A 19,943-nucleotide genomic window follows, 5' to 3' on the forward strand; every position below is an offset into this window, starting at 1 on the left:
TTAAGATGATGTTAGTTATGAATTAATTTTGGTTTAATATACATTGCTTACGCTATACAAATAGATTTAGCTTCAGAGTGAGAAATATTTTTTCTCGTAGAGCGAATCATTGAGTTAACACCTGGAGACGATAATGAATCAACAATCAGTTATATCACCCAGTCTATCGACTACTGATGTCAATAAACTGTTAAAAAACACCTACATGCTTCTGGCGATGACATTAGCATTCTCTGCTGTCACTGCTGGTTTTGCCATGGCGATAAACCTTGGCCCAATGATGTCAATAGGCTTATCGCTTGGTAGCTTGGTATTGTTATTTGTAACACTCAAAAAAGCTGACAGTTCTGCAGGTATTTTTTGGGTGTTTGCTTTTACGGGTATGCAAGGTGCTTCACTAGGTTACATTCTTAATCATTATGCCGGAATGGCAAATGGTCCTGGCTTAATTATGCAGGCACTAGGCTTAACCTCTATCATTTTCGTGTCGCTTTCGGCATATGCGTTAACCACGAAGAAAGACTTTTCATTTATGCGCGGCTTCTTATTTGCGGGTTTATTAGTGATGATCGGTGCGATGGTCATTAATATATTCGTCGGTAGCTCAATATTATTTATGGCAATGAACGCAGGTATTGCGTTGCTAATGACCGGTTTCATTCTTTATGACACCAGTCGTATCGTGAATGGCGGCGAAACAAACTACGTTCGGGCGACTATTTCATTGTACTTAGATTTTTTGAACTTGTTCATAAGCCTACTACATTTAATGGGTATTGGCAGCGACGACTAATCGTCGATAGAGTTCACTAGCAAATTACGTTAAAATGACCCTACATTAGGGTCATTTTTTTTATCATGAGCAAATTCATCATTCAAGTAAATGGAAGCGTTTATGGCTCTACGGCCAGCTTTCGTGCATTAGCATTTTGCCAAAGCGCATTAGCCAATGGCCATCAAATCATTAATGTCTTTTTCTATCAAGATGGCGTAACTAACAGTAATGCCCTCACCTGTCCTGCTTCTGACGAAATTGATATGCATTCCAATTGGCAATCATTGTCATTAAAACATACGATACCGCTGACCAATTGTGTCTCTGCAGCTCTGCGGCGTGGCGTATTATCGCAACAAGATGCGACGGAAAATGGTAAACCACAATGGAATAGCAGCGACGCATTTACCATGGGCGGTTTAGGTGAATTAGTGGTGGGTATTGAGCAAGCAGATAGATTAATTAGTTTTTAAGGTATTAGTGGAATAGACAATGAAATCACTGGTGATTATTTTTAGGCATGCCCCTTTTGGCACCACAAGTACCCGTGAAGGGTTAGATTTTGCCATGCTCAGCGCAAGCTTTGAGCAACAAGTGAGTCTGGTATTTACCAATGAAGCGGTATTACATTTACTGGCAGGCCAAACCCCCGAACAAGCAGGCTCTAAAGATTATGTGTCGGCGTTTAAAGCGCTTTCTCTTTACGATATTGATACCGTATTGGTTTGTGCTGAATCAATGACCACATTAGGAGTACACCCCAATGACTTTAGTATTGCGGCCACAGTGGCAACTCCAGAGGTGATCACCAAAACCCTGCAAGCGGCTGATGAGGTGTTAGTATTTTGATATTACATCATATCCAAACATCAACAATGAGTGACGATGCCTTAAATACTTGCTTGCGGTATATTCACCCTACTGACAGTATTTTATTGTCTAGCGATGCGGTGAATTGTTTGTTACAAACCCAGTGGCAACAACGTTTAGCAAACATTAAGCTGTTTGTGCTGCAAGATGATCTTGTAGCAAGAGGCTTATTTGAACGCTTGATGATGTTAGCGAATAAGACTGCAAGCTCTTTTGATATTATTGATTATTCACAATTTGTTGAACAATCTTTGTTACACGATAAGGTCATCACGTGGTAAATTTTTTTGAATTTAATGGTCAGCAAATTGAAACCGATCATCAAGGCTATTTAAACAACATCAATGACTGGCAAGAATCCATGGCTGTTGTTATTGCTGCCACTGAGAATATTGAGTTGACCGAACAACACTGGGAAGTGATCCGTTTTGTACGTGATTTTTATCTTGAGTACAAAACCAGTCCAGCCATTCGAGTATTAGTTAAAGCTATTGGCCAACGTTTAGGCGCGGATAAAGGTAACTCTAAATATTTGTATACCTTGTTCCCGATTGGTCCCGCAAAACAAGCAACAAAAATTGCCGGTTTGCCAAAACCGGCAAAATGTTTATAGCAGAAAAGGCTTACAAAAAAGCCCGCTTAAGTCATCTTAAGCGGGCTTTTTAAATGGCTAACCTTAACTGAGGTTATTTTGGAAATATATTTTCTATCACTATAAATACTGCTTGAGCTAGTTCAACAATTACCAACAAAATAAAAAAGAAGATAACTGATAAATAGATAAGCCTACGATTATCACGCCGACTTGAACCCATTGCTGGTTGTACCAACCCTTATAAATATGTGACCAACTCAAACTGAGTGACACAATTTCCAATACAATGTAGGAGTAAAATATGTGCTGCGATACAGTAACGCCGTTAACTCGGTTTACGGATTGCGGGGTCACTCAACGCGCAAAAACATACAGGTCTTTTTAGAAGATGAATGTCTAAGCTCTATCTTGTACAAGACTAATGATTAAAATCCTAGCCGCGCCTAAGATTGAGTACGGCTAGGGAAAAGTGATATTAACCAATCACGCTTAAGCCACCCATGTATGGACGTAATACTTCAGGTATTGTGATGGTGCCATCTTGATTTTGATAGTTTTCAAGCACGGCCACTAACGTACGACCAACCGCCAAACCTGAGCCATTTAAGGTGTGCAATAAAGCCGGTTTGTTATCGACTTTGCTACGGTACCTGGCTTGCATTCTACGGGCTTGGAAATCTTTCATGTTCGAGCAAGATGAAATTTCACGGTAAGTATTTTGCGCCGGTAACCAGACTTCAATATCAAAGGTTTTGCTTGAACCAAAGCCCATATCACCAGTACATAACACCATGGTGCGGTACGGTAATGCTAGTAACTGTAATACTTTTTCAGCATTTGCGGTGATTTCGTCAAGCGCTTGCATTGAATTATCTGGATGAACAATTTGCACTAATTCTACTTTGTCGAATTGATGCTGACGGATTAATCCGCGGGTATCACGGCCGTAAGAGCCAGCTTCACTTCTGAAACATGAGGTTAATGCGGTCATTTTCATCGGCAGTTCACTTTCATCCACAATCATGTCGCGCACATAGTTGGTTAATGGCACTTCTGCAGTGGGGATAAGAGATAAACCTTGGCCTTCTTCTGTGGCCGGTTTAGTGTGGAATAAATCTTCACCAAATTTAGGTAACTGACCTGTACCTAATAAACTGTCTTCATTAACCAATAGCGGTACATATGTTTCGGTATAGCCGTGTTCAGTGGTGTGTAGGTCTAGCATAAACTGACCTAAAGCACGATTTAAACGGGCAATTTGGCCACGCATAATAATAAAACGTGAACCGGTAATTTTTACCGCACTTTTAAAATCTAATCCACCTAACGCTTCACCTAAATCAAGATGATCTTTGACTTCGAAATCGAATACTTTTGGGGTACCCCACCGGCGTACTTCTACATTGTCATTTTCATCAGCACCCACGGGAGCCGATTCGTCTGGCAAATTTGGCATGCTCATGGCGATGCTATTGATCTGTTGCAACAACTCAGCAAGCTCAGCCTTCTTTGCATCTAACTGCGCACCTAAATCACCCACTTGCGCCATAATGGAACTGGTGTCTTCGCCGCGCGCTTTAGCTTGACCAATCGACTTCGATATCGCATTACGCGAGGCTTGTAAGTCTTCGGTAGCCACTTGAAGCGATTTACGCTTTTCTTCAAGCTTGGTCAAATTATCGACTTCAAGAATAAAGCCACGAGTGGCTAAACGCTCGGCGGTGATGTCCAGTTCATTACGCAAAAATTTTGGATCTAGCATGTTGTCAGTTCTTTTTAGTTAAACGCGAGAAAATATAAGTTGTTGACCTAAATACACCATAAATAGACATAAGGAGACATTCAACAACACATTTAAAATAGCTTTATGCCATAAGCCTTCTTGCAGCAGCAGTAAGGTTTCATTCGAGAAAGTCGAAAACGTCGTTAACGCGCCCAATAGGCCAATGCCAATAAGCGCTTTAATTTCAGGGCTAATATGACTTAATTGCCCCATCGCATAAACGGCGCCCATTAAAAACGATCCCAATAGATTGACTAACAGTGTACCAAAAGGAAAACTGCTTCCAAATAGCTGGATCATAAAAATTGACAGAAGATAGCGTAAAACTGCACCAATTGACCCACCTAGTGCCACCAAGAACACATTAGTCATAGCGTTTGTCCTCGCTTTGTTGATCAAGTTGGTTTAACTGCGCTAATTTATCTTGAATGCGTTTTTCAAAACCTCTATTAGTAGGCTGATAAAATTGGCTATGTTGCAATGATTCAGGAAAGTAATTCTCCCCAGCAGCATAAGCACCCGGTTCATTATGAGCATAACGGTATTCTTTGCCAAAGCCGATTTCTTTCATCAATTTGGTCGGGGCATTGCGAAGGTGGTTCGGCACAGGCTCGTGTCCAGTTTGCTTAGCTAACTCACGCGCAGCGTTAAATGCGCTATAAACAGCATTACTTTTAGGCGCACTAGCTAAATACAACACCGCCTGAGCAATGGCGCGCTCACCTTCAGCGGGCCCAATACGGTGGTAACAATCCCATGCATTAAGTGCAACGGTCATGGCGACAGGATCGGCGTTACCAATGTCTTCAGAGGCAATGGCTAATAAACGTCGTGCAACATACAAGGCATCGCCGCCACCTTCTAAAATGCGGCAATACCAATACAAAGCGGCATCGGGAGATGATCCTCGCACCGACTTATGCACTGCAGAAATTAAATCGTAAAATTGATCGCCATTTTTATCGTAACCCGCAGCTTGATGCCCCGCGACTTGAGTGAGCATGTCGGTGGTAAATGCGCCACCATCACTGACTAAATCACTCATTAGCTCAAGTAAATTAAGGGCTTTTCGTGCATCGCCATCACTAATGTCGGCTAATTGCTTGGCCACATCTGCAGGTAATGTTAACTGGCGTTTGCCCAAACCCCGTTCTTCATCGGTTAATGCTTGGGTAACAATCAAACTTATTTCGTCTGGTGTGAGACGATTAATCAGGTAAACCCGCGCCCGGGATAATAAGGCATTATTGATTTCAAATGAGGGGTTTTCGGTGGTGGCGCCAATAAAAATGACCGTACCGTCTTCAATAAAAGGTAAAAATGCATCTTGCTGGCTTTTATTAAACCGGTGGACTTCATCGACAAACAATAAGGTACGTTGACCGCGGCTTTGGGCGATAGCCTTGGCTTGCTCTATGGCGGCCCGGATATCCTTTACGCCCGATGTCACCGCAGAAATACGTTCAACATGGGCGTTGGCATAATGGGCAATTAACTCTGCTAAGGTGGTTTTGCCTGTACCAGGCGGCCCCCACAGTAGCATCGAATGAGCTCGGTTAGCCTCTAACGCCCTACGCAGAGGCTGACCTTCACCTAATAAATGTGCCTGACCAATATATTCGCTAATTTCCCTTGGACGCATACGAGCTGCCAAGGGGCGAAAGTCTGGGGAAAAATCAAAACCTAAATTAGCCATCAAATAACTTAGTTAGTTTGCTTTAAACGTTGATCGTCTATATCAACGTTATCGGGCACGGCAAACTCAAATATATTGGCTTCATCAGGTTTCACCGTGCGTTGCTGAGTCAATGCAAATTGGCTTAGATTACCTTGCTCGTCAGTTAAGTTAAATTTAACTAATTGACTCGCTTCAAAACACACACTTACGGCGACAACATTACTGTTGAGTTTTTTAGGTTGGATATCAAAACAACTTGCTTTAGCGTTAACGGCACGCTTGGTGACTGAATATTTAGCCCATGTGGCTTCATCTCGATGAACCAACAAGGCCATAGGTGATGCATCAACCGCTTGAGCAACATCCATTACTGTGACTTCTTCAGCAAAGGGATTATAAATCCACAAGTTAACACCATCGGCCACAATCAGTGAATCATCAGGCTCAGTTAAATGCCAGTAAAATTGATTAGGGTACGCAAGCGCAAACACGCCGCTTCCACTTTGGATTGGTTTATTGTTAATGTCGGTCACTTGCTGGGAAAATGTCGCATGCAAGCTATCAATATTAGATAGCTTTTCGCGTAATTGGGTTGCGTCATCTGCCATCGCGGCAAAGCAACTTAAGCTCGTTGTCAATAATAGGCTTAATACTATAAAACGTTTATTCATCATCATTCCTATTATGTTCTTGGTGGCGGCGGAGCCAACACTTCACGATTACCGTTGTGGCCTTGAGCCGTCACAATACCTTGTCCTTCCATCATTTCAATAATCCGGGCGGCGCGGTTGTAACCAATTTTAAATTTACGTTGTACGCTCGAAATAGAACCTCGGCGTGTTTCGGTCACAAATGCCACCGCATCATCATATAATGCATCGAGCTCTTCTTCACTATCTGAGGTTTCACCGGGTAACAATACTTGCTCACCATCAGTGGCGCCATTAAGAATTTCTTCAATATATTGCGGCTTACCACGAGCACACCAGTCGGCAACCACTTTATGTACTTCATGGTCATCAATAAATGCACCGTGAACCCGATTTGGCAACCCCGTTCCTGGCGGTAAATATAACATATCACCCATGCCTAAGAGGGTTTCTGCACCCTGTTGATCAAGAATGGTACGAGAGTCAATACGTGATGATACTTGGAAGGCTATACGGGTCGGAATGTTAGCTTTAATCAAGCCGGTGATCACATCAACTGATGGACGCTGTGTCGCTAAAATTAAATGGATCCCTGCAGCACGAGCCTTTTGCGCAATACGCGCTATCAGTTCTTCTACTTTTTTACCGACAATCATGATCATGTCAGCAAATTCATCGACCACCACCACAATAGAGGGCAGCTTTTCTAACGGTGGCGCCTCGTCCTGCATACTTTCAGATGACTTCCATAATGGATCGGGAATGTACTCCCCTTTTGCCGCCGCATCTTTAATTTTGATGTTGTAACCTTTAAGGTTACGCACACCTAATGCTGACATTAACTTGTAACGACGTTCCATTTCACCCACACACCAACGCAATGCATTAGCCGCTTCCTTCATGTCGGTAACCACTTCACAGAGTAAATGCGGAATACCTTCATATACTGACAATTCGAGCATTTTAGGATCAATCATAATAAAGCGGACATCATCTGGGCCCGATTTATACAATAAACTGGTGATCATCGCATTCACACCTACTGACTTACCAGAACCTGTGGTTCCTGCAACCAATAGATGAGGCATCTTGCCTAAATCAACCACAACCGGCTCGCCAGCAATGTCTTGACCTAACACCATAGACAATGTCGATTTGCTATTTTTAAAGACCTCAGAATCAAGTACATCACGCATAAATACGGTTTCACGGAATTTATTAGGTAACTCTAAACCTACGTAAGCTTTGCCTGGAATAACTTCCACAACACGCACGTTTTCCGATAATAGTGAACGGGCTAAATCTTTTGATAGATTGGTAATTTTAGACGCTTTAACCCCTGGAGCTAATTCAAGTTCAAAGCGAGTGATCACAGGGCCTGGATAAACCCCCACTACATTAGCGATGATGTTAAAATCGGCCAGTTTTATTTCAACCAATCGTGCTACTTGTTGTAATTCTGCTTCACTGATTGGATTTTTCTTACGATCAGGGACGTCGAGTAAGGTAATACTCGGTAAAGGATCCATTTTTTGACGAGTTTGCTGAGGCCCTTGACCATCAATCATCACGACGCCATCAACAATTTTAGCTTCTTTTTTCGGTTTTTGTTGTGCGACTAATGCCGCTGCCGAATGAGGCTTATTAGCGACTTCCTTAGATGGCTCATCCTCCATATTCAGGTTATTGACTTCATCATCAATGTTGAAGTCAATATCATCTTTAGTCGCTACCCAAGGAGCAAAATGAGTATCGTCATTATCGACTTGCATCGACGGTTCTTGTCGAACATCAATATCAAGATCTTCATCATCAATGTCTGACACGGTAATATCTTCAGTGGGTTTAGCCTTACGACTAAAAAAGCTGCGTTTCTTTTCAACAACAGGTGGACTCACTGCTGCTGGCTTAACGTGAATAGGTGCTGGGATAGACTTCTTTGGTTGATCCTGTGATGGATCATTTTGTTGATCAATTTCATTGCGACGTTGGGTAAACTTATCAACTAATGACATAAAACCTTTAGTATCTTCGGTCTCACGTTCACGTTTTAATAATCGAGGCAGTGTCCATAATTTCTTTGCGCACCAAATAGAACCTAATCCGGTTAACTCAATAATAGTCAACCAACTAATCCCTGTTGCTAAGGTGAAACCGGCACCAATAAAACACATCAATAGCAATGTGGTACCTAGCTTATTAAAGTACGGCAGCATGGCTTGACCAATCACATCACCAGCAACGCCACCAGCGGAAAACACAAACATATCGTCGGCATTCATACTGACCAGTGCAGCCAAAGCCAGCAGCATCAAAATAAACCCGATAATTCTTAGTCCAACTGAAAAATAATCTATTTCGAACAATCGATGGGCACGATTAAAAATAAACCAACCTGTGGTGGCAATCATAATAGGAATTAAAAAGGCGATGAACCCAAAAAAATAAAACAACACGTCCGCAGTCCAAGCTCCGACAGCGCCGGTCCAGTTATGAATTTCACCTTGAAAATGCGACTGGCTCCAGCCTGGGTCACTTGGATTGAAACTGGATAACGCCAATAGAATATATGTTGCAACCATGCAACATAAAATAAGGCCACCTTCGAGCAATCGTTGAAGACCGCTGAGTGTTTTTAGACTATTTTCCTGAGTCAAACGAAAGCTTCCATAAAAAGTGAAAAATAAGGGTTAAGATAACAGAATATCACTGTATTTGCAGTGATTATGCACCTTGATTGAATCAAGCTCAATCGATTGTAATGCCGAATTAATCCTGAAACTGAAAAGCGATGGGGTTTAGTCTCAAGTTGATGATTTTATATTCGAAAATGTGTAGGTTGAATATCAAGGGTGACGTTCACCCCCCATAAGTGACGACAGATTTATCACTGAGACGCTAAAGATTTGGCTGCAAATGAAACGCTACTATTTAACCTAAGTTGTACAGTGCAACTTTATTGGTTTGCTTCACTTCTTCCATGACGACATAAGTACGAGTATCTGATATTGATGGCAGTTTCAATAAGGTTTCACCTAATAATCGTCTATATGCAGACATATCTGACACACGAGTCTTTAATAAGTAGTCAAAATCACCAGAGACTAAATGGCACTCTTGAATATCATCAAGTAATTGTACTGCACGATTAAAACGGTCAAAAATATCTGGAGTATCACGATTAAGGGTGATCTCAACAAACACTAATAAAGACGCACCGAGAAAATGCGGATTCACCAATGCGGTATACCCATTTATAAACCCCTGTTTTTCAAGCCTTTTAACTCTTTCCAAACAGGGTGTAGGACTTAACCCTACTCGTTTTGATAGCTCAACATTTGAAATGCGACCATCCAGTTGAAGTTCATTTAATATATTGCGATCAATACGGTCTAAATCATTCACTGAAAAGCTTTTACTATTTACCATATATTTAACCTTGTTTTGTCCTTAAAACAATATTTATATCTATTAAAGGAGCAACTTCAGCAGCATAATCTGCTTAAGCAGCACTATACTAGAGTCCCCTGGAATAAGCACGTTCAGGTCACAATTAATAACAACTAAACCCACTTAACGTGGGTTTTATGTCAATCGAGGCTCAAAGATGATTATTGGTGTTCCAACAGAAATCAAAAACCACGAATACCGTGTAGGCATGGTACCTTCAAGCGTACGCGAATTAACAATAAAAGGTCACGATGTTTTTGTTCAATCAGATGCGGGCGTTGGTATTGGATTTACCGATCAAGACTATACTGATGCAGGCGCCTCGATTTTAGCTACTGCAGCTGAAGTGTTTGCTAAATCAGACATGATTGTAAAAGTAAAAGAGCCACAAACAGTTGAACGTGCAATGCTACGTCACGACCAGATTTTGTTTACTTACCTTCACCTTGCACCTGATTTACCACAAACAGAAGAGCTAATGACCAGCGGTGCTGTTTGTATTGCTTACGAAACCGTAACCGATGATCGTGGCGGCTTACCTTTACTCGCACCAATGTCAGAAGTGGCTGGTCGTATGTCAATTCAAGCTGGAGCTCGCGCGCTTGAGAAATCATTGGGTGGCCGAGGCATGCTGTTAGGCGGTGTGCCTGGTGTTGAACCAGCAAAAGTGGTCATTATCGGCGGCGGTATGGTCGGTACTAACGCTGCGCAAATGGCCGTTGGTATGGGTGCTGATGTGGTGGTATTAGATCGCAGCATCGATGCTTTACGTCGTTTAAATATTCAGTTTGGTTCTGCGGTTAAAGCGGTTTACTCAACAGCTGATGCGATAGAACGTCATGTTTTAGAAGCTGATCTTGTAATTGGTGGTGTATTAGTACCGGGTGCTGCGGCGCCAAAATTAATCACTAAAGACATGGTCAAGCGTATGAAACCTGGTAGTGCAATTGTTGACGTCGCTATTGACCAAGGTGGCTGTGTAGAAACATCACACGCAACCACTCACCAAGATCCAACTTACATTGTTGATGATGTTGTCCATTATTGCGTGGCTAACATGCCTGGCGCGGTTGCACGTACTTCTACGTTTGCATTGAACAACGCAACCCTTCCTTACATTATTAAGTTAGCCAACCAAGGTTACAAACAAGCATTATTAAATGACAAACATTTATTAAACGGCTTAAATGTTATCCACGGTAAATTGGTTTGTAAAGAAGTGGCTGAAGCATTAAACCTTCAGTTCACTGAACCAAAAAGTATGCTTAACTAAGTTTACTTAATTCAATAAAAATGCCGCATTAACCAATGCGGCATTTTTTATCTCCAAGACTAACCTTATCAATATGGATTTAATCTATAACTTCACCCCCTTCTGTTCAAGGCGGTTGAGGTTTTATCCGATGATTATGATGCTGGAATCAATTCAGATTACTTGGCTAACAAATCAAAAAAGGCTTCTTGTGGCATAGGTTTATAAAAGTAATAACCTTGTACCGCTTCAATATCTTGTTGCTTAATATAATCAAGCTCAACTTGGGTTTCGACCCCTTCGACGACAATCGCCAGGTCTAACGCCCGGCTCATGCTAACAATCGCTTCAATGAGTGCTTTATGACGCGGACCCGATGATATTTTTTGAATAAATGATTTATCAATTTTTATTTGATCCACTGGGAAATTGGCCAAATAAGATAATGAGGAATACCCCGTACCAAAGTCGTCGACTGAAATTTGCATACCCCGATGTCTAAGCTCAGTCAGTAATTGATTAATAGTCTCTTGCTGCTTCATCATTAATGATTCAGTTATTTCAAGGGTAATCAATGAGTAAGGAAACTCATCCAAACCAAGCTTTTGTTGTATCACATCAAAATAGGCTAAAAACCGCTGCTGTAAATCCGGGGTCCAAAATTCTATGGTAGAAACATTAATGGATAGTGGAATGGCAAGATGACGTTTTTGCAATGCCACGACAGTGGTAAGCGCTTGCATTCTAACCCATTCACCGATTTGAACAATGAGGCCGGACTCTTCAGCAATAGGAATAAATTCATCTGGCGAAATAAATTGACCATCATGTACCCAACGCAATAATACTTCCGCTTTAATGATTTGACCACTAAATGGATTCACAATCGGTTGATAATATAGCTCGAATTCATCTTGGCTTAGTGCCGTTTTGAGGTATAAGTGAAGTTCAGCATTTCGTTCTGCATCTTTTTGTATTTGCTGATTAAAAAACTGCAGGCAATTACGCCCTTGGGCTTTAGCATTATACATGGCTTGAGTAGCGCAATTTAATATTTGTTCAACATTATCTGCATCATAAGGAAATCGAGCGAGACCAGTACTCATTGATAGCATCATATCTTGACTACCAACAATAAAATGTTTTTTCAGTTCATCAGTTAGATTATTAAACAAGCTAATCAATGACTCTGTAGACATTTTACCTGGCAAAACTAAGGCAAATTCATCGGCCGCAATACGTGCAATGAGAACATTCTCGGGGATAACACTCAATAAACGCTGGGCCACAAATTTTAGTACCAGATCACCGTTATCATGTCCGATCGTGTCGTTAATTTGCTTAAAATGATCGATGTCCATCAACATTAAATTAAATTCTTGCTTACAACCATTTACGTTGTTATTTGAATCTATCATGGTTTGTAACGTATTGAATAAATACTTTCGATTAGATAATCCGGTCAATTGATCATAGTTTGTTTGAAAATTAATTAATTTTTCAGCATTTTTACGAGCTGAAATATCAGTAATCAGCCATGCGAAACAATTTTGTTGAGTAAAGCTATCTCTAATAACCGTCACGGTAAGAGCAATATCAATAATATCATTATCGCTTTTAAGGCCTTTCAACTCCCCTTGCCAAGCCTGCCCTCGGTTTAAATTTTCAAATAAATCAGCAACCACATGATGCTGAGAATGGCTTAAAAAACGATGAACATCAAAGAGTTTCAGGTTTGAATAATAGGTAGATGTTAGCGATTTAAAAATGGGATTAACGGATAAGACTGAGTTGTCTTCAGTGGTGATCACAAGCGCGATGGGCAGGCTGTTAAAAATTTGCCGACTTAACCGTTCAATGTACATTCCACGACTTCGATCAATGGCTAAACTTGCCAAACGTGCCGCTTCTTGTATTAGGTATAAATCTTGCTCTGATGGCGATTTAACCGTGTCATAGTACATGGCGAAAGTGCCCAATACCTTTTGATTACTGTCTTTTATAGGCTCAGACCAACACGCTTTCAATCCCGCTTTTAATAGTAATGCTTTATAATCTTTCCAATTAGGATGATGCTCGATATCTTCAACAATGACACTTTCACACGTAAATGCTGCAGCCCCACAAGAACCAATATTGGGACCAATTTCGATGCCATTTATAGCATTATTATATTCTTCAGGAAGATTAGGAGCCGCACCCGATAATAGCCGTTTACCGTCATCACTGAGTAAAAGTACTGATGCCCGAGTTCCTATTTTTTGTGCTTCAATCAACAAGACTAAGTCATGAAGTATTTCGCCTAACGGAAGGCCCTGCAATACCATATCAAGTATTGTACTGTAGCGTTCAACACTTGATTCACGAAAAGAATGTTGGTTGATCTCTTCCATGAAGTGATTAATATCTGTCCCTATATCCATAACGCTCCATCATCACGGCAAATGCTTAAAAATACATTTTCTAATGTAACTATTAGATTATGCATTTATAAGAACTTTATCAACGATTTATTATGAATTTGTTAAAAAAGTGCCTTTTATCAGTAAATAATTATCCATAAAAAAAAACAGTGCAGAAGATTTGCACTGTTTTTTGTTATCTACCATCAATATGATGACTCTAAAAATCAATAGCCATGAATAACTATTCAGCTATACGTTCCATTTTAGCTAAATAGAAACCATCAAATCCACGTTCTGAAACCAAGATGTTTTCATCCTCGATAAGCGTAAACTGCGGGTTTTCAGCGAGAAACGCATCGATTTGATGACGGTTTTCTTCTGGCATAATAGAGCATGTCGCATAAATGAGCATTCCGCCAACTTTGACCATACGGCAGTAACTCTGCAAAATATGCTTTTGCAATTCAACCAGCACCGGCAAACGCTCCGGCGTATCACGCCATTTAGAATCAGGATTACGTTTTAACACCCCAAGTCCCGAACAAGGCACATCTAATAACACTCGATCGGCCGATAATTTCAGACGTTTAATGGTTTTAGAGCTAGCGATAATCCGCGTTTCAACATTATGTGCGCCAGCGCGTTTAGCCCGAGTTTTAAGGTTATCGAGTTTCCATTGCTCAACATCCATCGCAAGCAAACGACCTTTACCTTGCATTTGTGCTGCAATATGTAAGGTTTTACCACCCGCACCCGCACAAGCATCGACAACCCGCATTCCTGGTTTGGCACCCACAGCGTCAGCAACCAATTGTGAACCCGCATCTTGCTGTTCAAACCAGCCGTCTTTAAATGCATCGGTTCGAAATAGTGCTGAGTCTGATGTAACCTCAATAGCAGAAGCAACATCACTTACCACTACGGCAGTTACGCCTTCTTTTTTAAGTCTTTCAATAAGGGATTCGCGATTACATTTCAGTTCATTCACGCGTAAATAACGCTTTGGCTGCTCTGCTAGTGCTGCACGTTCAGCGGGCCATTTATCACCTAACTGTGCTTGACCTATGATTTCTAACCATTCTGGACAGCCATCCCATAGCACAGGGTCTGTTTTTGCTTGTTCAAGATTAGCACTAAATGCCGCCTGCTCAATTTGCAATGAATACTGCATTTTAGGTAAATCTAAGCCATGAAAAACATGCCAACCATTGAGTAATTTAGATCCTAAACGATCAAACTCTTCCGGTTTAATATCAACCAGAAAACAATATAAGTTTAAGCGACGTAAAATATCGCCAGTGACTTGCGTGATCCGTGCTTGCTCTGATGGGTTAAGGGTTAAACCAGAAAAATGCTCTGAATAGGCTCTATCTAATGGTTTTCCTCGGGTTAACACCATGGTTAGTACATTTAATACCAACTCTGATGAACTGCCTGACAACGGATAAGTCAACATGGGGGCTCTCTATCTAATATAACAATCAATTTAAAAACGTGCTGATCATAGGGATTAAAGCTGTTGATAGCAAGGCCATATCAGGCTTTACTCCTCACTTTGACAGCATAAACTAGCCAATCATTCTACGTTTATAGGTTTTTCTGTGAATGAGATTTTGTAACATCAAGCGCACTTAATACGCTGAATTTAACCCGTCCCCTTTCACAACTGCGTGATGTTATGTTCACTAATGCAAAGCATAAAAAAAGCGGCCCGAAAGCCGCTGATGATTAATCCTAAATATCGATTAGTCTTTTCCACTCAACCAGTCTGTATAAGACTGACCCTCAACCTGGGCAAACTCATCCATTCCTAGTAGTAAACCAAACCGACCTTGTTTAAAAGGGAGGTAAGTTGCATCCTTGAAAGGTATCGCCATCAATGTGTGGTAGTCAGGGTAATGCTTTGCTGCTGGCGGAATGGTTTTAGGCCAAACAGGATCTTGGGCGAAATTATAATGCCGATAAAAAGGCAAGCCGTCTTCTTCGCGTAAGGCATCCAATAAATAGCGTTTATTGCGTAATACCCGCTGGTTTTTCGACATCCTATTTCGTATGGAAGGGACTCCACCAAAAGCACATAAGGCTCTGGCTTGGCGGTATCGATTAACAACACCTTATACTGTAATTGGCACTGGTCGGTACCCACAAAATCGGCGCTACAGAGCAAGTCATATTGGTAGGCATACACCGGCTCATCAATATTAAAGCCCATTTCAGCCATAAAGTCGATTGTTAACATGGGGGTTAAACTCACCCTTTGTACTTGCTCTGCATGGTAAGGCGTGTCACTAAAACCCAAGCTTGTTAAACGCTGCCCAATAATGGCAAACACATCTTTAGCACTGCTAGGCAGCGGGCAGATAAAACTATCAAACCACACAGAGAGCTCTGCTCTTTGATTTTCAGGATCGTCAAGAAGCACCTCATCATTCATGATAAAATCCAACCAAGCTAGATCGCTATCCTGCGATGCTAGTTGCCAAAAATCGGTTAGCTCTGGGAGTTGGAAGCCATACTCGCTACTATTTATTTAGTCATATATTTACTGACTCTTATTTAGCCACTCTATCTCTTAATTCTATAGACATATCAGGATCATTAATTGCATCAATAATATCTTGCGCCAATTTTGGATTGGTGGCCATGTTGAGTTCAGATTATCAGTCAAATATTCTGACGTTAAATTCAATTTTGATATTCACTGGGACATTTAGCTGAATCAGTAAAATCAGCAATCGAATTTACAAATAAAACTCCAATTTCCTCTATAAGCCAGTGCTCATTTTCAGCAACATATTTTATATTGAAGGATATTGGCATGTTCTCATTATCGAATCCATTAATAGATAAGCACCCGACTTTCTCATTTATTTTTTCAAAGTGTGATTTCTGCTTAAACATGTACTTTTTAAAGAGTAATTGTTCAGTTATTTCAGACTCATCTACGTTCAAATTTTTTATTAAATTTGAACTAAAAAAATCAGATTGCAACTTGTGTAGGTTATCAACACTCACAGATTGATCGTATCGATAATAGCTTGAATATAATAGTCCATTATTCATTTTTACTGCACATGCAGAAAAAAACAATAGCAAAAACAAAGTAATTGATCTCATATTATCTTCCCATTATGCTTTCTAATTCAGCTTCATAAGCCCTATTTCGACCTTTAAGAGCTCTCGCTGCTGAGCATAATAAACCTGAACATGAAGTGATAAGTTCTTCTAAATCAAAATCACCATTAACAGTTAAACTTATGACTGCTAAGTTTACTGTTGCACTATATCCAATATTCATTTCACCTTTATTTTCAAAGCTAATACTAATACGCTTGACCTTAATACCTATTTTCTCAAGAGTTGGTGTCCCGCTGAATGTTAATACACCAGCATTTCCGCTTAAGGTAGCCGTTCCACTCTGATCAACAGTAAGCTTAAAACTTCCTTTTTCAGCCATTATTTTTGTTGTTAAACCTTTATCTTTCGAATATGACGCTTCAATTAATTTAGCAACCGTAATTTTGACTTCAGCTCTAGTCATGCTCATAGTAAAAAACTCCTTTTAAGACACTATTTTTGTTTAGTGTTTATAGTTTCATCTTTAATGGTGTTAATGGTTAGGTAAAAAATCAACCTTAATGTGGATGAAGCTTTCTAATTTTACCCTATCGAAATAGCAAAACAATTATCAATTAGTATGTGATTATCTAAATATGCCGCTCGTTTTTGAAGTACTAATCCTAATTAAATGTTACCCCAATCCAATTCACGCTGTTTGAGCCAAGCAGCATCCTTGCTTAACCACACTTCTTTTGCTAATGCTAATTTTGCCATCTTATTTTACTCCTCAAGCGCTGGGATATTGTCGAGATCGGCGACACGCTGAATATCTTTTTTGTCATGTAAAAAATGCAATGCTAAAGATGCCATCTATGAATACTTGATAAAAGATTCGACATCTTTATCAAAACGGGTAACGTCCACGCTTTCAGGTTAATGGTAGTTAAAGCTGATAGCTGACAGCCGAACCGCGTGCAGCAATCTCCTTAAAAAGTAACCTAGTCTTCCATCCATTCAGGTAGAGGTAACTGCTTAAGCATTGTTTCTATTTCTTCCACCGCATCTTGTGGAATATAAAGCACGGTAAAGGCATCTTCACCATAAATGGTATACAGCCTTTGCGGGCAACGCTGCGCTGACAAGGCTAACATTTTATCGCCTACATCACTGGGCACCCAGTCTGAAGCGTATATATCGTTAATAACCAGCGTTATTTGCTCACCTGAGTCATCAAAAACAGCGGTGGCGGTTTGCCATTCATCGTCAGACTCTACACTGACAAGGGTGATGTCTTTGTCACTAATCAAGGATAAGTAATCATCGATAACATCTGCAAGGTAGTCACTTGGTGGGCAACCTTGTTCACCAAGGGCCATAGTGCCCGCAGGCGCTAAAGCAAACACCAGAAAATCATTAAGCTCAAATGAGTCATCAAACGCTCCTTCTGTTACATTTTCGTCATCCAATGCTAATTGATATTTATTAGCCCATGCCACAACATCCTGACTGCTTAACTTTGACATCTATTTTCCTTAATATTGCTATAAAATAGGCACTAACGCGTTACGTTTCCGCTTATCTCTCTTCAATAACGCTTATGGCACATGCTTAATCGCTGGGGCTGACAATCCATTCCCAACTGACCTTAATATGCGCTTTACGATTACCCGATGCGGTGCTCGACGCTTTCGCCCAATGGGATACTCGGTCCACTAACATATCGAGCATTGGCTCACATGCTAACTTCATGGCAGTAGACCCATGAATGGTTAACTGAATTTGCCCATTAAATTTTCTGTTTTTTTCTTTATTGGTCCAAATTTGTGAGCCATAGCGGGCGGCAATACGTTTGGTGTCAATTTCGGCAAAGCGAATTAAATCATCCACCCTGTTGTTTGAATGCTCATCGGCGTGTATCACTAACTGATAATACTCTGCCTTTTTATCAATCACATGGTGGAGGACTTCGCGCTCGGGGCCTTTTTCTATCTCAATGGTACAGTCGCTTGTGAGTGTCTTAGGGTCAATGACCATTACCCCTGAATCAACTAAATGAAACGCTTGGTCATCACTAAAAATGGAGATGTAACTTTTTCCATTAAGATGAAAGCATCCCGTAGCAGCGCGAAATTGATAGCCTTTTTTAAGCTGGTGTGGCCCGCTAAATAACCTACCATCCATTTGGTAGATGTGCAGTTGATTACCGCCATTACCGGTAAAATACAGATAATGACCGTCGGTCCATAAGCGGCTTTCACTGCGGGGTTGACCTAAAAAACCACCTGTTTCGCTAAAAACCGTCTCCATATCCATAATGTTATAGGGGCTAGCAAACTGCAGCGTGATAGCGCCGCTGGCGGCATCTAAGATAAAACCATGAAGGTCAGTACCCACAATGATTGAATTTTCGTGATGCATCACACTCATCACTGGGTTATCAAAAGTATGTGTCCATAGGGTATTGCCGCTGTCTAAGCACACCAGATTAACGGTATCGCCTGCCCAGGGTTGAAGGCTACTAGGCTCTTCGCGAAAAGACACATAAATTAAATAATTATCAGCAAAAAAACGACTGCGCTGAAAACCTGTAGCTTGAGAGTCATCACACTTTATTGTCCAGCGCTCAGACAGGTCATCTGAAAGCGCGATAATTTGACGAGACTCTTTTACATAAAGCCGCCCATTATGCTTAACGGCATAACCATCATAGTTAAAGATGCGCTCTTCTTGTGTCTTCTTGTTTATTACTTGCCAATAGATATCGTAATCATCATTCTCTATCAGGGTTATATCAAAATCGTTGGAAATAATTATATTAAAACCTTCTGATTCTCTTGCCAGTAACTCTGGTTTCTCAACCAATTTAAATTGATGATTTAAGTGATAACTCTTGTTATAACTTTGATGATCAGTACCAAAGTAAATGACCGGCACATCATCAAGCACATTGATAAAATAAGCACCAATGTCGTATTTTATTATTTTATATTCATCGACATAATTAATGATGCCACAATGTTGATTGGTATGAATATATATAACTGAGTCTGATTCATAAAATCTATTAGAAAACTCAAGGCTCGGAATTAAATTAATACTCATATTGCTTTTACCTCAACGATTTTAGACGTGTTTTCAGTTAATTCTTTAATAAACTTTTTCCATAACAAAAAAATCAGGCCAGCCATTATAAAACAATAACATAATGTACTTTCGAGATGTGCTCAAGCAAGATTGTGAAGGTTCGTTGCTAGAAGGCCGATATGTTATAAGTTTATGGCCGTAGATTGAAAAATGAACCAATTTCCTTCAATAATAGTGATTTTTAGCCACTATGATCCAACCCATAAAAAAATCAGGCCAGCCATTATAAAACAATAACATAATGTACTTTCGAGATGTGCTCAAGCAAGATTGTGAAGGTT

General features: G+C 40.5%; 19 protein-coding genes. 6 read left to right on the forward strand and 13 right to left on the reverse strand.

Annotated elements, in window-relative coordinates:
- Positions 1 to 133: 133 nt before the first annotated feature.
- From AAEY93_RS08950 to AAEY93_RS08970, 5 genes are all read left to right on the forward strand, one after another.
- Positions 134 to 793 (forward strand): Bax inhibitor-1/YccA family protein, encoded by a 660-nt coding sequence (locus AAEY93_RS08950; protein WP_124011618.1) that lies wholly within the window; start codon positions 134 to 136, stop codon positions 791 to 793.
- A 65-nt stretch (positions 794 to 858) separates the two neighbouring features.
- Positions 859 to 1,248: a sulfurtransferase complex subunit TusD gene (tusD, locus tag AAEY93_RS08955; RefSeq protein ID WP_124011619.1), complete on the forward strand. Its 390-nt coding sequence runs from the start codon at positions 859 to 861 to the stop codon at positions 1,246 to 1,248.
- A gap of 19 nt (positions 1,249 to 1,267) precedes the next feature.
- A complete protein-coding gene (gene tusC / locus AAEY93_RS08960) occupies positions 1,268 to 1,624 on the forward strand; it encodes a sulfurtransferase complex subunit TusC (protein ID WP_124011620.1) in 357 nt (118 codons plus the stop codon).
- A complete protein-coding gene (gene tusB, locus AAEY93_RS08965) occupies positions 1,621 to 1,926 on the forward strand; it encodes a sulfurtransferase complex subunit TusB (RefSeq protein ID WP_124011621.1) in 306 nt (101 codons plus the stop codon). Before tusC ends, tusB begins: the two co-directional genes overlap by 4 nt.
- Positions 1,920 to 2,258, forward strand: a complete 339-nt coding sequence (locus AAEY93_RS08970) for a TusE/DsrC/DsvC family sulfur relay protein (RefSeq protein WP_124011622.1) — start codon at positions 1,920 to 1,922, stop codon at positions 2,256 to 2,258. Before tusB ends, AAEY93_RS08970 begins: the two co-directional genes overlap by 7 nt.
- 457 nt (positions 2,259 to 2,715) lie before the next feature.
- Here the strand turns inward: AAEY93_RS08970 and serS are convergent, their stop codons facing one another.
- From serS to lrp, 6 genes are all read right to left on the reverse strand, one after another.
- On the reverse strand, positions 2,716 to 4,002 hold the full coding sequence (serS, locus tag AAEY93_RS08975; protein ID WP_124011623.1) for a serine--tRNA ligase: 1,287 nt from the start codon (positions 4,000 to 4,002) through the stop codon (positions 2,716 to 2,718).
- A gap of 18 nt (positions 4,003 to 4,020) precedes the next feature.
- Positions 4,021 to 4,395 (reverse strand): fluoride efflux transporter CrcB, encoded by a 375-nt coding sequence (crcB, locus tag AAEY93_RS08980; RefSeq protein ID WP_101031882.1) that lies wholly within the window; start codon positions 4,393 to 4,395, stop codon positions 4,021 to 4,023.
- A complete protein-coding gene (locus AAEY93_RS08985; protein WP_351076243.1) occupies positions 4,388 to 5,719 on the reverse strand; it encodes a replication-associated recombination protein A in 1,332 nt (443 codons plus the stop codon). The genes crcB and AAEY93_RS08985 overlap by 8 nt, the downstream gene beginning before the upstream one ends.
- Before the next feature lie 8 nt (positions 5,720 to 5,727).
- On the reverse strand, positions 5,728 to 6,372 hold the full coding sequence (lolA, locus tag AAEY93_RS08990; RefSeq protein WP_124011625.1) for an outer membrane lipoprotein periplasmic chaperone LolA: 645 nt from the start codon (positions 6,370 to 6,372) through the stop codon (positions 5,728 to 5,730).
- A gap of 11 nt (positions 6,373 to 6,383) precedes the next feature.
- Positions 6,384 to 9,008, reverse strand: coding sequence for a DNA translocase FtsK (locus AAEY93_RS08995; RefSeq protein ID WP_351076247.1), 2,625 nt, complete (start codon positions 9,006 to 9,008; stop codon positions 6,384 to 6,386).
- A 274-nt stretch (positions 9,009 to 9,282) separates the two neighbouring features.
- Complete coding sequence (lrp, locus tag AAEY93_RS09000; protein ID WP_101031886.1) at positions 9,283 to 9,780, reverse strand: leucine-responsive transcriptional regulator Lrp; 498 nt, start codon at positions 9,778 to 9,780, stop codon at positions 9,283 to 9,285.
- Between the two features lie 178 nt (positions 9,781 to 9,958).
- On the opposite strand from lrp, the gene ald reads away from it, so the two are divergent.
- Positions 9,959 to 11,074, forward strand: a complete 1,116-nt coding sequence (ald, locus tag AAEY93_RS09005; protein WP_101031887.1) for an alanine dehydrogenase — start codon at positions 9,959 to 9,961, stop codon at positions 11,072 to 11,074.
- A gap of 158 nt (positions 11,075 to 11,232) precedes the next feature.
- Here ald and AAEY93_RS09010 read toward each other — a convergent pair whose 3' ends face one another.
- The 7 genes from AAEY93_RS09010 to AAEY93_RS09040 all read right to left on the reverse strand — a co-directional run bounded on the left by AAEY93_RS09010 (position 11,233) and on the right by AAEY93_RS09040 (position 19,620).
- Entirely contained in the window at positions 11,233 to 13,476 is a 2,244-nt protein-coding gene (locus AAEY93_RS09010) for a bifunctional diguanylate cyclase/phosphodiesterase (RefSeq protein ID WP_124011627.1), read from the reverse strand.
- Between the two features lie 223 nt (positions 13,477 to 13,699).
- Positions 13,700 to 14,914 carry an RsmB/NOP family class I SAM-dependent RNA methyltransferase gene (locus AAEY93_RS09015; protein WP_124011628.1) on the reverse strand — a complete coding sequence of 405 codons (1,215 nt, stop codon included), beginning with the start codon at positions 14,912 to 14,914 and terminating at the stop codon, positions 13,700 to 13,702.
- A 420-nt stretch (positions 14,915 to 15,334) separates the two neighbouring features.
- On the reverse strand, positions 15,335 to 15,892 hold the full coding sequence (locus AAEY93_RS09020; protein ID WP_351076254.1) for a hypothetical protein: 558 nt from the start codon (positions 15,890 to 15,892) through the stop codon (positions 15,335 to 15,337).
- Positions 15,893 to 16,143: 251 nt separating this feature from the next.
- Complete coding sequence (locus tag AAEY93_RS09025) at positions 16,144 to 16,575, reverse strand: hypothetical protein (protein ID WP_124011630.1); 432 nt, start codon at positions 16,573 to 16,575, stop codon at positions 16,144 to 16,146.
- Position 16,576: 1 nt separating this feature from the next.
- Positions 16,577 to 17,005 carry a hypothetical protein gene (locus AAEY93_RS09030; RefSeq protein ID WP_123778305.1) on the reverse strand — a complete coding sequence of 143 codons (429 nt, stop codon included), beginning with the start codon at positions 17,003 to 17,005 and terminating at the stop codon, positions 16,577 to 16,579.
- Between the two features lie 511 nt (positions 17,006 to 17,516).
- Positions 17,517 to 18,041 carry a hypothetical protein gene (locus tag AAEY93_RS09035; RefSeq protein WP_124011631.1) on the reverse strand — a complete coding sequence of 175 codons (525 nt, stop codon included), beginning with the start codon at positions 18,039 to 18,041 and terminating at the stop codon, positions 17,517 to 17,519.
- Positions 18,042 to 18,126: 85 nt separating this feature from the next.
- A complete protein-coding gene (locus AAEY93_RS09040) occupies positions 18,127 to 19,620 on the reverse strand; it encodes a hypothetical protein (RefSeq protein WP_124011632.1) in 1,494 nt (497 codons plus the stop codon).
- Positions 19,621 to 19,943 lie beyond the last annotated feature (323 nt).

It is taken from the genome of Shewanella sp. CAL98-MNA-CIBAN-0140 (assembly GCF_040309905.1).
GTDB lineage: Bacteria > Pseudomonadota > Gammaproteobacteria > Enterobacterales > Shewanellaceae > Shewanella > Shewanella psychromarinicola.

Excerpts from the sequence above, each read along its gene's own strand:
- AAEY93_RS08950 (WP_124011618.1), top strand. The coding sequence starts at position 134 with ATGAATCAACAATCAGTTATATCACCCAGTCTATCGACTACTGATGTC.
- tusD (WP_124011619.1), top strand. The coding sequence starts at position 859 with ATGAGCAAATTCATCATTCAAGTAAATGGAAGCGTTTATGGCTCTACG.
- tusC (WP_124011620.1), top strand. The coding sequence starts at position 1,268 with ATGAAATCACTGGTGATTATTTTTAGGCATGCCCCTTTTGGCACCACA.
- serS (WP_124011623.1), bottom strand. The coding sequence starts at position 4,002 with ATGCTAGATCCAAAATTTTTGCGTAATGAACTGGACATCACCGCCGAG.
- crcB (WP_101031882.1), bottom strand. The coding sequence starts at position 4,395 with ATGACTAATGTGTTCTTGGTGGCACTAGGTGGGTCAATTGGTGCAGTT.
- AAEY93_RS08985 (WP_351076243.1), bottom strand. The coding sequence starts at position 5,719 with ATGGCTAATTTAGGTTTTGATTTTTCCCCAGACTTTCGCCCCTTGGCA.
- lolA (WP_124011625.1), bottom strand. The coding sequence starts at position 6,372 with ATGAATAAACGTTTTATAGTATTAAGCCTATTATTGACAACGAGCTTA.
- lrp (WP_101031886.1), bottom strand. The coding sequence starts at position 9,780 with ATGGTAAATAGTAAAAGCTTTTCAGTGAATGATTTAGACCGTATTGAT.
- ald (WP_101031887.1), top strand. The coding sequence starts at position 9,959 with ATGATTATTGGTGTTCCAACAGAAATCAAAAACCACGAATACCGTGTA.
- AAEY93_RS09010 (WP_124011627.1), bottom strand. The coding sequence starts at position 13,476 with ATGGATATAGGGACAGATATTAATCACTTCATGGAAGAGATCAACCAA.
- AAEY93_RS09015 (WP_124011628.1), bottom strand. The coding sequence starts at position 14,914 with ATGTTGACTTATCCGTTGTCAGGCAGTTCATCAGAGTTGGTATTAAAT.
- AAEY93_RS09020 (WP_351076254.1), bottom strand. The coding sequence starts at position 15,892 with ATGAATGATGAGGTGCTTCTTGACGATCCTGAAAATCAAAGAGCAGAG.
- AAEY93_RS09025 (WP_124011630.1), bottom strand. The coding sequence starts at position 16,575 with ATGAGATCAATTACTTTGTTTTTGCTATTGTTTTTTTCTGCATGTGCA.
- AAEY93_RS09030 (WP_123778305.1), bottom strand. The coding sequence starts at position 17,005 with ATGAGCATGACTAGAGCTGAAGTCAAAATTACGGTTGCTAAATTAATT.
- AAEY93_RS09035 (WP_124011631.1), bottom strand. The coding sequence starts at position 18,041 with ATGTCAAAGTTAAGCAGTCAGGATGTTGTGGCATGGGCTAATAAATAT.
- AAEY93_RS09040 (WP_124011632.1), bottom strand. The coding sequence starts at position 19,620 with ATGAGTATTAATTTAATTCCGAGCCTTGAGTTTTCTAATAGATTTTAT.